The 16,119-nt window shown below is 37.4% G+C and carries 14 protein-coding genes; all 14 read right to left on the reverse strand.

The features are described from left to right. Positions 1-311 (reverse strand): hypothetical protein (locus AB7942_RS04825; RefSeq protein ID WP_369446014.1); only part of this gene is annotated, 311 nt, incomplete at its 3' end. 69 nt (positions 312-380) lie between these two features. Next, a complete protein-coding gene (locus AB7942_RS04830; RefSeq protein WP_369446015.1) occupies positions 381-1,499 on the reverse strand; it encodes a sugar ABC transporter substrate-binding protein in 1,119 nt (372 codons plus the stop codon). 123 nt (positions 1,500-1,622) lie between these two features. After that, on the reverse strand, positions 1,623-2,630 hold the full coding sequence (locus AB7942_RS04835) for an ABC transporter permease (protein WP_369446016.1): 1,008 nt from the start codon (positions 2,628-2,630) through the stop codon (positions 1,623-1,625). Positions 2,631-2,680: 50 nt separating this feature from the next. After that, positions 2,681-3,655: an ABC transporter permease gene (locus AB7942_RS04840; RefSeq protein WP_369446017.1), complete on the reverse strand. Its 975-nt coding sequence runs from the start codon at positions 3,653-3,655 to the stop codon at positions 2,681-2,683. Further along, positions 3,652-5,169, reverse strand: a complete 1,518-nt coding sequence (locus AB7942_RS04845; RefSeq protein ID WP_369446018.1) for a sugar ABC transporter ATP-binding protein — start codon at positions 5,167-5,169, stop codon at positions 3,652-3,654. Before AB7942_RS04845 ends, AB7942_RS04840 begins: the two co-directional genes overlap by 4 nt. Before the next feature lie 429 nt (positions 5,170-5,598). Beyond that, complete coding sequence (locus tag AB7942_RS04850) at positions 5,599-6,684, reverse strand: substrate-binding domain-containing protein (RefSeq protein WP_369446019.1); 1,086 nt, start codon at positions 6,682-6,684, stop codon at positions 5,599-5,601. Positions 6,685-6,852: 168 nt separating this feature from the next. Beyond that, complete coding sequence (locus AB7942_RS04855) at positions 6,853-8,511, reverse strand: response regulator transcription factor (protein ID WP_369446020.1); 1,659 nt, start codon at positions 8,509-8,511, stop codon at positions 6,853-6,855. Then, the gene (locus tag AB7942_RS04860; RefSeq protein ID WP_369446021.1) at positions 8,504-10,366 is read right to left on the reverse strand and encodes a sensor histidine kinase; all 1,863 of its coding nucleotides are present in this window, start codon (positions 10,364-10,366) and stop codon (positions 8,504-8,506) included. The genes AB7942_RS04855 and AB7942_RS04860 overlap by 8 nt, the downstream gene beginning before the upstream one ends. Further along, the gene (locus tag AB7942_RS04865; RefSeq protein ID WP_369446022.1) at positions 10,302-11,336 is read right to left on the reverse strand and encodes an autoinducer 2 ABC transporter substrate-binding protein; all 1,035 of its coding nucleotides are present in this window, start codon (positions 11,334-11,336) and stop codon (positions 10,302-10,304) included. The genes AB7942_RS04860 and AB7942_RS04865 overlap by 65 nt, the downstream gene beginning before the upstream one ends. Before the next feature lie 315 nt (positions 11,337-11,651). After that, positions 11,652-11,948 carry a putative quinol monooxygenase gene (locus tag AB7942_RS04870; protein ID WP_369446023.1) on the reverse strand — a complete coding sequence of 99 codons (297 nt, stop codon included), beginning with the start codon at positions 11,946-11,948 and terminating at the stop codon, positions 11,652-11,654. 16 nt (positions 11,949-11,964) lie between these two features. Beyond that, on the reverse strand, positions 11,965-12,798 hold the full coding sequence (locus tag AB7942_RS04875; RefSeq protein WP_369446024.1) for a TIM barrel protein: 834 nt from the start codon (positions 12,796-12,798) through the stop codon (positions 11,965-11,967). A 74-nt stretch (positions 12,799-12,872) separates the two neighbouring features. Then, positions 12,873-13,958, reverse strand: a complete 1,086-nt coding sequence (locus tag AB7942_RS04880) for a zinc-dependent alcohol dehydrogenase (protein ID WP_088089828.1) — start codon at positions 13,956-13,958, stop codon at positions 12,873-12,875. Between the two features lies 1 nt (position 13,959). Beyond that, complete coding sequence (locus AB7942_RS04885) at positions 13,960-14,784, reverse strand: sugar phosphate isomerase/epimerase family protein (RefSeq protein ID WP_088089829.1); 825 nt, start codon at positions 14,782-14,784, stop codon at positions 13,960-13,962. A 137-nt stretch (positions 14,785-14,921) separates the two neighbouring features. Next, positions 14,922-16,082: a substrate-binding domain-containing protein gene (locus AB7942_RS04890; RefSeq protein ID WP_369446025.1), complete on the reverse strand. Its 1,161-nt coding sequence runs from the start codon at positions 16,080-16,082 to the stop codon at positions 14,922-14,924. Between the last annotated feature and the right edge of the window lie 37 nt (positions 16,083-16,119).

A 16,119-nucleotide genomic window follows, 5' to 3' on the forward strand; every position in this document is an offset into this window, starting at 1 on the left:
GAAGGAATTTCACTGCTTGGAAGGAAGAAAACAGGGTCACGGTCAGGCACCAAGTACATCAACATCGGTTGAGGATACACCCCATCGATTGTCCGATAATTTACCAACCAACGGATATTCGACATTCGGTAACAGTCCCCGAATACGATTAAAGCATCTAAACCTTCATCGACAATCTTCTGTTTCGCTATTTCAACGCGGGCTTTGTACTCTTCATTCGTGATCGTTTCACCAGGTCCCTGGAATTCTCCATAACGGATTAACTTTTCAAACCTGTCAGGCAGCCATTTTAACGCTTTTTCTGAAATCATTTTGTTTATTCCCCTCTCAATATTTTTTTAATTAATCAGTGATTCTTTCGTTATTAAGAGACCACTGTTTTATTTAAATTCTGATTTAAGTGCCCACGTTGTGTAGGCTTCAACGGCATCTACATTTGTTTTATCCACAATAACAGTCGGAACATTCTGAATTTTATCAATGCTATATCCTAATATTTTAGTCATGAAAACCGATTTAATAAACTCACGTCCCATGTCAACAGGACCAACATTAACTGTAGCTGTCAACTTTCCTTCACGGATAGAATCAAAACCTGATTGAAGACCGTCAGCTCCGATTACCATAATACCCTTTTTACCATCCCAGAATTTCAAGCCGCGTGCTTCCACTGCTTGTACAGCTCCAAGCGCCATTTCCTCATTTTCTCCATAAATCAAATCCACATCAGGATGTGCTTGGATCAAATTCTCTGCAGCCTGCATTCCTTTGTCACGAACATAATCACCACGCTGTTCTCCCACAACTTTCATATCAGGATATTTCTTTATAGCCTCGAGAAATCCAGCTTTACGTGAGGTGGACCAGTGACCTGGTAATCCCCAAACCAACAGGACCTTCCCTTTGCCTTTAAGTTTTTTCGCAGCATACTGCCCGACCAAATATCCAGCCTGATAATGATTGTTATAGCTGATAACCGATGTTGCTTTTAGATCCTTTTCATCCCACATCTCAGCTGGCATGTTGAACATAAAGATGGATGTTCCCTGTTTCATTGCTTTCTCATAGACAGCATTCATGGAATCAAAATCGCCTGCGGAGCTAACTAAAATCGCATCAAAACCTTTAGAAGTCCAGTTTTCAATGGTTGCAACTTGAGATTCCACGGATTGATGCTCACTTGGTGCAGACATCTCAAATTCAATTTTCACACCGAATCGATCACTTAATTCATTCATCATGGTGTTGGCCCCATGCTGTATAATATCGTAAAATTCTGAAGCTGCTGGAGGTGTAAATCCAATTTTGAGTGTTTTTCCTTTTGCTTGTTCCCTCACAAACTTCTCAAAATTCCCATCGCCCCATTGATAAGCGGTACCGCTAGAAGCAGTACCCGATGAGGAAGCGGTCTCATTTTTACTTTTACAACCTGACATAATCAGAGATGCAATGAGGACGAAGATGATTAACAGTTTCATTGACATTTTTCTAAATGACATGTGCTTGAACCTCCCCTAAATTTTCTAAAACATTATTTGTAGAGTATTCACTATTATTTCATGACTAAGAATAGACACTATTCACCTCCTTTAAATCAAGCATTTTTATAATTCCCTTTAGGTTTAAGAACTTTTTTCTCCTTTTCCACCCAATGTATTAATTGTTACAGCTACAAGAATAATGGCACCAATAACCATCGTTTCCCAATATGGATCTACATTTAATAGATTCAAAGAATTATTGATTAGAGATAAAATAATAGCCCCGAATACCGTTCCAATTAGACTTCCTTTACCGCCTGTCAAACTTGTACCTCCGATGATTGCAGCAGCAATTGCTGTTAACTCGTAGTTCTTACCCATTTCCGGGTGAACAGTGGCCAGACGGGAAGCAAGGACAATACCTACTATGGCAGCGATGAATCCTGATAAGGCATAGACCTTAATTCGTAATAAATCTACTTTAATACCAGATACCCTCACCGCTTCCTCACTACTTCCAAGTGCCAGGACGTGACGGCCGAACCGCATCTTCCGATAGACAAATAGAAGAACAATGAATAGGATTAACGCTAGTATGATAGGGAACTGCACATTCAAGATTCGCCCTTGTCCAAGGAATTCAAAACCACTTTTCATATAATTTCGGAATGGTATCGCCTCAGTCCAAACATAGAGAATACCTCTGACAATAACCATCATGGATAGTGTGGCAATAAATGGCGAAACTCCTAATTTCGTAATGACGAGTCCATTCACGATACCAATAATTAGGCCGACACACAAACCAACGATAATAGCTAATACAATGTTTACGTCATTGAAAAGTAACCAAGCAGTCATACCACCAGAAACACCGACGATCGATCCAACTGATAAATCAATACCACCTGTAGATAGAACATATGTCATACCAAACGCCAATATCATGACGAATGCGGATTGCTGCAGCACATTCGTTAGATTGATATAGCTTAAAAATCGTTCAGAGGCAAATGACATGACGATAATGATGATCGCTAAGAAAGCAATAAGCCCGATGATTTGTCGATCCATTCTCAATTTCTTTTGAGAAATTGGAGATATGCCTGGCTGAGAATGGATAATCGGTTCTTGACTATTATTTGCCAATTTCGTACCCTCCTTCATTAAGTGCTACTTTATTTATGGGATAACTCGGATTAATTCGTTTTCACCGCTGTAAAACGTTCTGCGCCTACTGCCGTCACGATAATCAAGCCGGTGATGATTAAACGATAGAACTGGTTGACGGCTAAAAGATCCAATCCATTGGATACAAGGGCAAGTATAATGGCACCTCCGGCGACACCAACTACGTTCCCTTTTCCTCCAAACATACTGGTTCCTCCAATAACTGCAGCAGCGATAGCATCCAGTTCATAGGAAGTACCCATTAACGGCTGTACGGAAGTAAGACGTGAAGTTAACAAGATGCCAGCAACCGCAGCAAGTAAGCCTGATAGTGCATATACGCGAATTTTGATACTTTCCGTGTGGATCCCCGATAGATGTGATGCTTCCCTGTTAGATCCTACTGCGATAACTTTACGACCAAAGCCGGTTGAATGAAAGACAAAATGACAGATAATAAGAACTATAACCGTTATCAAAACAGCCATAGGTATTCCTAGTAAACTTCCCTGGGCCAGAAACTTAAATCCAGGTGACGTTAAATTTCTAATTGGCTCATCAGACGTTAATAGAAATAATAGTCCGCGAGCTATATAGAGCATAGCGAAGGTGGCCAAAAATGGTGATATACGAAGTCTCGTGATGATGAAACCGTTAAATGTGCCGATTAAGGCACCCAAGATTAATCCGGACAAAATAGCGATAAACGCGTTTGTACCGTGCATCATCAACCATCCCGTGATACCTCCGCAAAGACCCAGAACGGATCCCACCGAGAGATCGATGCCTCCCATAGATAGAACAAACATAGTTCCAAAAGCAACAATCATCACAAATACAGATTGCAATAGCAAGTTTGAAATATTCTCAGCTGTAAGGAAGGTCGGGGATGTGATCGATAAAAAGATCAACATTAGTAAAAGAATCAATAATACTCCGATACCTTCCCGTTTAAAAATAGATAGCGGATTCTTGGAAATAGTCATTTCTTTAGCATTCATCATGTATGACCTCCCGAAGCGTACATCATAATATTCTCTTCTGTAGCTTCCTCACGTGAAAACTCTCGAACAAATTGCCCTTTGTGCATGACATAGATGCGATCACACAGCCCCATCAGCTCAGGCAGTTCGGAAGAAACCAGGAGAACCCCTCCTCCATTTTCGACAAACTCGGATATGAGGTTGTAAACTTCCACTTTTGCCCCAACATCAATACCTTGGGTTGGTTCATCAAAGATTAACACCTTTGGTTGTGTGAAGAGCCATTTTGCCAGAATTACTTTCTGCTGGTTCCCACCACTCAAAAACTTTACCTTTTGAGTATCTGTAGGCGTTTTTATCCGCAGACGCTGAATATAATCTTTGGCTATTTCTGACTCTTTCTTTTTCTTAAGCACAACCTTATTGGCTAAAATTCTCTCCATGGAGGCCATCGTAATGTTATGCTTAACCGAAAGTTCGATTAATGCACCGTGCGTTTTTCGATTCTCCGGAAGAAGACCAATACCAGCTTTTATGGCATCCTTTGGAGACCGTATTCTGTATGACTTTCCTTCGATTTCCACTTGCCCTGAATGGATCGGATCTGCACCTACAACAGCCCGTAACGTCTCCGTTCTGCCTGATCCGGCAAGTCCGGCGATCCCTACAATTTCTCCCTTGCGGAGATTGAAGTTAATGTCTTTCAAAATACCTTGACGATTTAAGTCGGTTACCCGCAATACTTCCTCACCGAATGGCACTTGCTTTTTAACAATATAATTGTCTACCTCTCGGCCAACCATCATTGCAACGATTTCATCAATATTTGTATCGCTCTTATTCACGGTGGCAACATTTTTTCCATCACGCATGATGGTCATACGATCAGCAAGCAGGAACAACTCACGCAGGTGGTGAGATACGTATATGACTGAAACGCCCTGTTCCTTCAAATTTCGAATGAAATCAAATAACACTTCCCTTTCATGATCAGCAAGCTGTGCTGTTGGCTCATCCATAATGACCACTGAAGCTTGAACCGAAATCGCTTTCACAATTTCGATTACCCGGTTTTTCAATGCACCAAGTTCTTTAACTGGCACATGTAGATCCTCTACAGTAGGAAAGAATTTTCGATATAGCTTTTCAGTTTCCTCATACATGGCGTTTTCATCCATCGATTGCAATCCACGTCCCTTAACGATTTCCTTGCCAAGGTATAGATTCTGGACTGCAGTTAAATCTGGTGCAAGAGTTGGCTCCTGAAAAATGGTACTGACCCCAAGTTCCTGAGCATGTTTAATGTCTTTTATTTCAACAACTTTTCCCTTTACTCGAATCTCTCCACTGGTCTTTTGGTATAACCCTGAAAGAATCTTAATTAGAGTTGACTTGCCTGCACCATTTTCTCCAACTAACGCAAGCACTTCTCCTTTGCGTACATCAAGAGAAACACCATCGAGAGCCTTTACACCGGGGAATTCCTTAGTTATTCCGGTTAAAGAAATAAGCACTTGATCGTCATCCACTACCATTTGTTATCTCACTCCTATCTAATACCAATTTTGATCTTGCAACCATGATACAACTATTAACTTTTGGAAAGTCTCCTTATCCCTAAAAGGAAAGAAGCAACCATTCTAGTAGTTATATTTCTGTCTCTAGTCATCTCCTTTTTCTCAAATAAACAATTTATTTTTTGCTGTTAATCCCCTTTTCTTGTTTATTTTTAAGTTATTAGCATTTCCTTGTTCAAAATATATCCCATAATGAAAGCCCTAACAAGGTGACGATATTTAGGTAAGGGGGGTAATATTCTTATAAGTTTAAAAACTGTGAAAAATTGCAATTAAAATAGGCCAAGAACTACAAATTTCCTTAAATACAAAAAGGGAATCCCTTACCAATGAAGATGGATTCCCTTTTTAATAAGTTAAAATTATCATAAGGTTACTACTCTTGAATTAGTAACCCGTTTTGCCCTTGTAGAAAGCAACATTTTCTTTAGTAATTAAGGGAGCTTCTAATTCAATAAATTCAGGAATGGGTTCCCCTGCTAAGGTTTTAGCCGCTGCAAATATACCCATTGGCATGACGATAGGATAAGCTACGGTCGCATCAATGGCGCCTGATTCAATGGCTTCCAATGCCAAATTTTGTCCATCAACACTTACTACTACTATTTCATTTTCTCTTCCAGCTTCTTTAATTGCTTTTATTGCCCCCATAGTCATTACGTCAGCATGAGAAACTACAGCATTTATTTGTCCTCTAGGATACCGCTGTAAAATGCCTTCCATCATTTGTTGGGCTTTATCTGCCGAGAAATCAGCATTTATACTATCCATGATTTGTATACCATTAAACCCGTTTAAAGCTTCTATAATCCCTTTGTGACGATCAATCGTTGTAGTAGAAGCAGCTGTACCTTTCAATTCAATTACATTACCTTGCCCTTTTAACAAATTCACTATATATTGCCCTGCTTTCCTGCCTACTTCAACGTCATCTGCCTTTATGAGCGTTAATACACCAACCGGTGTCCATCTATCGATTGTAATAATGGGTATTCCTGCCTCCTTAGCACGTTCTAACGCTGGATTTACTGCATCTTTTTCTACTAAATCAATCACAATAATATTTACTTTTTTCGAAATAAAATCATCTACTATAGAGGATTGAATAACTGGGTTACTATCCCCGTTACCAATGATAAGCTCAATTTTAGGAAAATACTTTCTCGCTGCTTCTGCAGCCATTACTCTTGTCCCTAAACCATATGGAAAAAAGCCTGAAACAATAAGGCCGACTTTACCTTTAATAGAGTCCCCAGGTGCCTGTATAGTCAAAGATTCTTGACACATTTCTCCACAAAACATGCCAAAGTCAATGGGCTTTTTAGCCTTTTTTGACGAATTATTATATCTTACGTTTGTCTCTATTTCTTTATTTACTGGATTAGCATTTCTCTTTACATTTCTCTCACATGCCGATACAAATAATAAAGCAATTACTAAAATTAAAAACGCATTGCCTCTTAATGATTTCACTACTTTTTTCTCCCTTTTGTTTATTCCAAAGCGATTCATAATAATAATTTGGAAATATGGGTTTCAACAAACAGATAATATGAGGATTGCCCACTTTACCCGAATATTGTAACCTTGAGGCGGTAAGTAATTTAAAGTAAAATAAGTATGACGAAAGGAGTTTACGTTTTAATAGATAGCTTTATATTTCTTCTTAAATTCAGAAGGAAGACTTCCCCATTTTTGCTTAAACAAACGGCTAAAATACTTAGGATCTTGATACCCTACTAACTGAGCGATATCAATCACTTTTAAATCTTGTTCGAGAAGCAATTCCTTAGCTGTTTCCAACCGAAGATCTGTAATGTAATCAAATACGGTTTTGCCAGTTTGTTTCTTAAAATACTGACAAAAATAAGTGGGATTCATATAAATATAATCAGATATGTCTCGAAGGGTAATCTTTTTACTCAGATTCTCGTATATCCATTTTTTCGCCTTCATGATTGGAGTAAGTGCAGGATCTTGGTTATAATCAAGTTGTTTTTGATGAATGTTGATAAAAGTTTGTTTTACTAGTTTTTCTAGCTTATTCATATTAGACTCGGTTTTTATAGCTTGTAATATTTCATCCAAATCTTTTAGGCTTAATCCTGGTTCAGTTTCTTCCAAATTTACTTTGAACATATAAATGATCAAGTACTCTATGGCATGTTGGATTTCAATCGGGGAACGTAACTTTTTAATTTTATTAAATAACTCGCTTATTTCCTTATCTATTTTAGGTGTGTCTGACCGTCCAAGCATTGTTGTAAGTTTACTTGCGAATTCCTTCATGTTATTAGCAGCAACCAAATGATGATCATCAGTGTCTTTCAATTTGTGAAGTAAGCGAAAGGAATAAACTTGGTTCCCACCATAAATCATTCTCATCCGAATTAAAGAGTGTAGTTGTTTTTTCATTTCCGGCAGTACAAATAAATCTTCAAAGGGGTTACTTTGAGCACTTGAAAAGCTAAAAGGAGTATACTTATTTAGGCATAATTTAAGTTTTCTCGAAAAAGAATCTCCTGCTACAATAAAATCCTCATACTCTTTACGAGCGCTATAAAGCAGCACCCAAAAATGTAATCCGCCATCCCTCCACCACCATCCCTGCGATTCATGTTTTGAATTTTTATATTCCATTACTACTTCATCCAAAATATTTTCAACCGCATAGGCAAAAGCTCCCCAGTCCTCATTAGAATATTCACTCGACTTAGACGGAAACTCATCAACACTAATAAAAAAAGCTTGATATAATCCATCGGGGAAATCCTTAATCCAATACATTGTGGCAATGTCTTCTTTTTCAGATGAAACGGCTTCACTTAAAAGCTGAGTCTGTTTTGTTAAGGTCAGCATATCGGATTGCTTTATTAAATCTTTCCATTTATGCATTGTTGATCTTAACTCATCAATACGTTTTTTTACTTTTTGAAGCACCTCAAAAAATTGTTTGCGGTCAATCGGTTTTAAAATATAATCAAGCGCTCCCTCCCGAATAGCAGATTGTACAAGCCGAAAATCATCGTAACCGCTTACAATGATGGTTGAAAAATTGCTATCCCTGTTTATATTTTTGATTTCATTTATTAGTGTTAGACCATCCATTTCTGGCATCTTTACATCTGTAATCAATAAATCGAAATCAATTTGATTGCCCTTTAAAAATTCGATAACTTCAATACCATCAGAAAATATCCCAACAATATCCCAATGATCCCCATCCCTGTGTAATAAACGTTCCATACCATTACGAATTTTTGCTTCGTCATCTACAATGATTGTTTTTATTTTATTCATGGATGTAATCCTCTTTTCTCTCATATTTTTTTACTGCTTCATCTCCTTCTATAACTGGAAAACGGATGATTATAACAGTTCCATTTTCACTTTCAACGGTAAGTCCATATTTTTCACCAAACAACATTAAGATTCTAGCATGCACGTTAATCATCCCAAAGCCCGAATCACGTCTGCCAATAGGGTCAGATTTTAATAGACTATTGATCTCTTGCTGTGTTTTTCCATCAATTCCTATCCCGTTATCTTCGACCCTTATGATTACATCTTCAGTACCTGGATATATCCCAGGAACCTTACTTATATACACCCTAATAGTAAACATTCCTCTCCGGGCTTCGAGACCATGCTTAATGGAATTTTCTATAATAGGCTGTAAAATGAACTTAGGTGAGTATAATTGATGTAAATTAATATCCGATTCGATACTAAAACTCAGTCGATCCTCAAAACGGAATTTTTGGATAGTTAAATAATTCTCAATATGTTCAACTTCCTTTTGAAAAGGAACAATCCGATTCTTATTTTCTAACGAAAATCGCAGCATCCTTCCTAATAAAGTGACCATTTCACTAACGGTATCATCATCGATCGTCATACTTATGGATTCCAACGTGTTGTACATAAAATGTGGATTAATTTGTGATTGAAGCGCATATAATTCCGCTTGTTTTTGACGTATTTCAATATGGAAATTCTGTTTAATGAGCTCCCGGATTTTGGATACCATGGAATTAAAGCTTTGAGCTAATATTCCGATCTCATCTTTTGAATCTACTTTAAGATCAACATTAAAATTCCCCTTTTCTACATCTTTCATTAATCTACTAAGCTTATAAATGGGACGACTTACTCCCCATGCCGTAAAGATAGAAATAACAACAGTTCCCAAACTTATAACCACAAAAAACACAAGCGTTACACTTTTAATGACATCAGCCTTTTCAGTTAAATATTTCATAGGAATTTTATAAACGATTACCCAATCCATTTTCTCTGATTTACTTAAACTAATAAGTTGTTTTTCACCGTTGGAATTGGCGCTAAAACTTCCATTTAAGGTAGGATAATTAGTTATGTCTTCGACCTTTCCAATTTGTGTAGGATCCGAATGATAGATGATTTTTCCCTTCTTACTCATTAACAACAATTGCGCTTCATTCTGCTTATTTATATCCTTTAGAGTATTCTCAATAAAAGATAAATTAACAGCAATGGCTAATGTTCCGATATCCTTCCGATTTTCAAAATCCTTAATCTTGTTGGTCATTAGAAAAAATGAGGGTTTGCTCTTAAAACGAAGGTCTACTTCATCCTGTAAAATAATCGATTCGTTTCCTTTAAAAGATGGTATTTTTTTAAATCCAGAATAAGGGAGTAACGTACTAGAAAAGAAACGATCTTTTGACCATAAAAACACACCTAATACAGGACTTATATCTGTTAAATATGTATTAGAAAGATAAATGTTCACTTTGTAGTAATCTATTTGTAAGGCCGATTGATTAATATAGGTATCTTTTCTCAATACTGATATAACATCGTTTGAGTTATACAGAAGTTCGGGTAAATTTTCCAATTCGGACATTTGATTATCAATATTTTTATTCATCTGATCTAAAATCTTCGGAACATTTTCCCCCACTTGCTCTTCAATTAATTTGGTATATTGATAATAAGAAAAGTAAACCAGCACCGTTATCGGTATTAAGGTTAATAAAATATACGTTATAATGAGCCTCATTCTAAGTTGATAATTTTTGGGACTCCACCATCGAGAACGAAACATTTTAAAAATCAAATTGGTTAATATTTTCCTTCGTAAAAAGAATAGGTTCTCCCATAATAACTTCATTATCTTCCACCCTTATGCTTCCTATATTAGGGATTTCTTGTTGATCAGTAGGAAATTGGCCATTTAGTAAGTTCTCCGCTAATGCAACTGTTAGGTACCCCAGCTTTTTGGGACTCCAGAGTATAATATCCTCTATATCTCCTGCCATAATATATTTCCTCATGTCATTAGGTAACGAGAGCCCCAAAACTTCGACATCCATTCTATTTGCTTCTATAACAGCCTTGGTAATAGCAGGAGTAGCTAATGGACTTACACTTACGATTGCAGATAAATTTGGATATTTTCCCAAAAGTAATTTAGTATTTTGATAAGAAATATCATAACTATTGTCATTGACCATAATGCTATCTAACTTTAATTTTGAATAGTATTTTTCTTGTTGGATTTTCATCCATTTGATCCAGTCTGTTGTATTAGAAGCGGAATAGCTGTTTGTAATTATCCCATATTCCCCTTTTTCATTTAAACGTGCTGCCAAGTTATTCATTAAAGTAGTTCCTAAGGTGTCGGGCCTTACGACATTCACATAAAAATCCCTTCCTGTTGAATCTGTATCAGAATCCCAGGTGATAACCTTGATTCCTTTTTGACGAGCTTTGTTTAATACAGGTAACAACTTAAATGGGTCGGTTGCAGAAACGGCAATGACATCAACTTTTTTATCTATCAATCCTTCAATTACTTCTGACTGTTTATTTACATCATCTACTTTCGCACCTGTAAATATTAAGTTAATGCCTAATTGTTCAGCTGCTTCCTTAGCTCCTTTTTCAGCTGCATCATAATAGGATGAATTACCTGTAAATCTTGGAACTAATGCAACTGTGTGACGTTTAATAGGATTTTCTATTTGTTTATCTTTTGTTTCTTTGTCTTTATCAATATAGATCACTTCCTTGGAAGAATGATCCGTTTCACAACCACTTACCATTAATATAAAAACAAATAGAAAATAAACTAATCGCATAGGATCCCTCCAAAAAAGTGATTACATTAATCATAAAGCTACTTTCGATAAGGCAACATTATTCCAATTTTATATAATTTCTGACAATTTTCTATTAAAATTGTATTCGATTACATAATGGTCGTCTAATCGATTTCAGACATAGTTTTCGTCCGTTCAACTGCTTATTTTTTTCATTCAAACAATCAAGTCATTCATTGGAACAAAAAAAGTATGTTTTAGTATAAAAATAAGAGATAGCCAAATGGCTATCTCTCTAGATCTGTTACGCACTTAGCTGCGTTTTGAATAGATTTAGGGGGGCTGTCCCCTCAATTAACCTTTTATTTCTCTTGCATCGAAAAGTTGTACTTGGATTGGTTCACTTAATATTCCAGGGACTAAATTAACGAAGTTTTGGAAATGAGCGGTTGCTTCGTGAACGTTAATTGCCGCATGATCCTGCCACTTTTCTACAAACACAAAGGTATTTGGCTGTATTGGATTTTCAAAATATTCATAGCTGATATTGCCTTCTTCGGCTTGAGATGGTTCCGCTACTAGGTTTGCCTGGTCTAAGAATGCTTGACGATTTTGTAGATCGACTTTAAAATGCGCATGAATGATAATCATCTATAATTCCACCTTTTTACTTTATCGTTTCAACGATTTCTAACATATGTTCGATAGATTGTTTCGTGAACTCATCAAAAATATTGGATTCCCCTTGAAGTCCTGAAGCCACATATGGGTTTGACACGGCTGGCAAGAACTCCATCGTGATATAACCCTTATAACCAAGTTCTTTAAGCAGTGAAATGACTGGTGTAAAATTCGTTTGTCCTAGTCCAGCTGCCTCCCTTGTATTATCAGCGATGTGGACATGGGCAAGATAACGTGAAATCTTCATTATCGAATCCCTCATATCTCGTTCCTCTATGCTCATGTGGAACAGATCCGCCATAATCCCTACACCTTCTACATTCACTTCCTCCACAAAACGTAAGGCTAAGGTTAGGTTATTAACTAAGTAGGTTTCATAACGATTTAATGCTTCAATGGCTATGGTGATTCCTTGTTCCTTTGCATACAGCCCCGCCTCTTTCACACTTTGAATGGCATTATTCCATTCTTCCTCAAGCGTCGTTTCTGGGCTAAGTTTACCAACACAAGTAGGAACGACAATTAGAGTTGATGCATGTAAAGTCTTCGCTAAATCAACCGATCTTTTCACATATTCGACTGCCTTTTTTCTAATTTCGTCGTTTGATGAGGAAAGATCCCTTTCAGGGGTAAAAATTCCACAAATAGAACTGCATTCAAGTTCATACTTTGTTAAAAGTTCTTTCGTTTCCTCAATATCAATGGTATACGGCTCGCCAGCGAGTTCGACACCTTGATAACCATATTTCTTCAGCCTTTTTAAGCTATCTTCTAAACTTTCATTTCCGTATATCCATTGTGTGGCACTATATTTGAACATTTGAATTCACCTCTTAGATTATGAAAAAATCAGAGTTCCCACATAAACCGTAGAGAACTCTGTCTACCTATATATTAATCTGAGATTTTAACTACAGTTTTAAGGATATCCTTATTATGCTCTGCCGTTTCAATTCCGTGTTTCACATCTGCAAATTCAAAATGATTTGTGAAGATTGGAGTTGGATCAAAACGCTTGCTTGCGATTAAATCAATCGCTTTAGAGAAGGTGTCATATGTTCCTGCATAGGAGGAAACAATGGTTAATTCACGGCTGTAAATTTCAAATGGACTTACAGGAATTGTTACATCTGCAGGGGCTGCTCCAAAAACCAGTATTTTTCCGCCTTTTCTCACTAATTTAAACGTTTGCGCGTAAGTATAGGCAGAACCTACCGCTTCAATAACAACGTCAGCACCGCGTCCGTCTGTTAATCTTTTAACAGCTTCTACCGGGTCTTCTTCACCTGCATTGATGACATAATCAACACCAATATTTTTAGCTGATTCAATTCTCGCAGGATTTAGTTCGGATAGGATTACTTTACTAGCACCTTTCAATTTTGCAAGTAAGGCATGAGCGATACCCATTGGACCTCCGCCAATAATCGCGACTGTTTCACCGTATTGGACATTAACTTTATCCTGACCGCTGATTGCACATGCTAATGGCTCAATATAGGCTCCATGGATCCAAGACATAGAATCTGGCAACTTATGAATATTACTCTCTGGAACTCTTACAAATTCGGCAAATGCTCCGTTAATGTGTACCCCTAATTGAGTTATTTTTTCACAATGCAATTTTTGGCCATGGCGACAATAATAGCATGTACCACAGCTAATATTGATATCTGCAGTTACACGATCACCTGGCTGTACAAAGCTCACTTTAGAACCAACCTTTGCCACTTCACCGGAAAATTCATGACCTAAGATCAGTGGAAGTTTTGCTGGAAAACGACCTTCATAAATATGCGGATCAGTACCACATACTGCGGTATATTTTACTTTTATCAATACATCCTTATCCCCAAGTTCAGGAACCGGTACTTCTTCTAATCTTAAATCCTCTTTACCATATAACACGGCAGCTTTCATTACTTTTTGATCAAACCCAGCTTCTAAATTTTCATTGTTTACTACTGTATCTTGTGCCATCTTATTTTTCCTCCTTAAAAAGGTTTTTTAGGAAATTAATTGACTCTTCAGTGTATTGATCATAAAACTCTTCACATCTAGTGCCATTAAAAGGATCGGCAAACGGAGGCAATAGCTCCATCGTTAAATAACCGCTATAATTAATATCACGTAAAGCCTGAGCGATTGGCTCAAAATCGATATGACCACGTCCTGGTGCCGCTCGATTACTATCAGCGATGTGAAGGTGATATAATTTCTCTCCAACCATTCTAATGGTGTCGGCAATATCGACTTCTTCAATATTCATATGATAGGTATCACCCATCACACCTACGCTTGGCAGATTTACACGATTGACCAGCTCAAGTGATTGCTCCAATCGATTGATTAGATAGTTTTCATAACGATTCCATGCTTCTACCGTTAAGCGAACCCCATGTTCTCCCGCATAAATACCAGCTTCCCGTATTCCTTCCTCAGCCCATTTCAATTCTGTTTCTCGATCCGCCTCTCCATAAATTTTCATACAAGCAGTTGGAGTGAGAGAGATTCCTTTTGCCCCGATTTTGCTGGCAAAATCAACGCAGCTTTTTAAATACTCGACTGCATTTCTTCTAATATTTTCTTTACTAGAAACTAAATCTCTTTCAGCGTTATAAATGGCACAAATAGTGGAAGCTTCAATATTATATTTTTCCAATAATCCTTTAATGCGGTCTGCATCCATTTGCTCTGGCTCGCCTACAAATTCCACACCGTTATAACCATATTTAGCGAGTCTAGCAATACTAGTTTCAATATCTTCTCCTGCATATACTAGCGTGTTGTAAGAGTACTTAATCATTTGAACATCTCCTTATCACTATTTTGTCTATGTACACTTCCTCTGGATTTTAAAGAGGGGCCGCATGTAAAAGCGGCCACTATTTAACTTCTTTTCTAGGAAGTTTGTAATCTCTTTTCTGACTAGTTACGCGATGACTATTTTGCTGCCTTTTGAATAACTTCAGGGGCATCTTGACGATAAGCCATTTTCCAAACCTTTAAGACGTTTTCTTTTGTAACTTTCATCGATGGAACAACATAGTATGGATCTAATTGCTTGCCAAGTAATGAATATCCGGCAACAAGAGCTTGCGCAGCTCCATTTTCATATGGTAACTGTGCGCCAAGACCTTTTACATTTCCTCCAGAAGCAATTTGAAGCGCCACATTTGTTCCTAAATCAACTGTCGTAATAACTAAATCATTTTTCCCTGCTGTACGAGCCGCAGCAAGTGTTCCTTCCGCTGGTACATCCCAAATCGCAAAAATCCCATCTAAATCCTTGTGTTTTGTTAACATACCTGAGGCTACTTTTTCAGCATCGTTAGGAGTGATAATTCCACCATGGGCAACAATTTTAATATTTGGATATTTTTCTTTAATGGTTTTCTCAAATGCTTCTTTACGCTGGTTATTTACAAAGAAATTAACATCGTGGAAAATAACACCGATTTTCCCTTTTCCTTTTAGTTCATCACCCATAATTTCACCGGCAAAGATACCGTTTCCATAGTTATCTGATGAAACAACGCTGACATAATCTTTTCCAGCTTTGAACCCTTTTGGTACGTTATCCATGAAGACTAGTTTTACACCGGCTTCCGCAGCCTTTTTAAAAGCGGGAGCAGTAGCAACAGGATCAACCGGCAGAGATACGATAACATCTGGCTTTTTAGCCATGATGGTTTCGATATCTGAAATTTGTTTTTCAGGCTTGAATTGGGCATCCGTAACGGCCACAACTTTGATGCCCATTTTTTCAAAAGTGTCTTTTACACCATTGATGATGGCAGTTGAGAAATCATTTCCTGCATAGTGCATGGAAATAGCGGCTTTGAATTTACCTTCTTTAATTTTTTTTACGTCCTCTTCAGACAATTGCAAAGTTGCTGCAGGTGTGGCTGTTTCTCCATTTGGACCTGTACTTAAAATTTTCTGATCGCTTGGTATTTCAGGGTTAATGGTAAGAGGATAGGTAACTTTTACTGATGCTTCTTTTTGCTTACCTGAAGCAGTTGAACTTTGTTTTCCACACCCCATAAGAGCCAAACTGCTAATTAAGAGTATCGTTACGATTAGTAAAGTAAGTTTTTTCATAGTAACCTCCAATAATAGATTTAGATAATAATAGTGT

Source organism: Neobacillus sp. BF23-41, assembly GCF_041106275.1.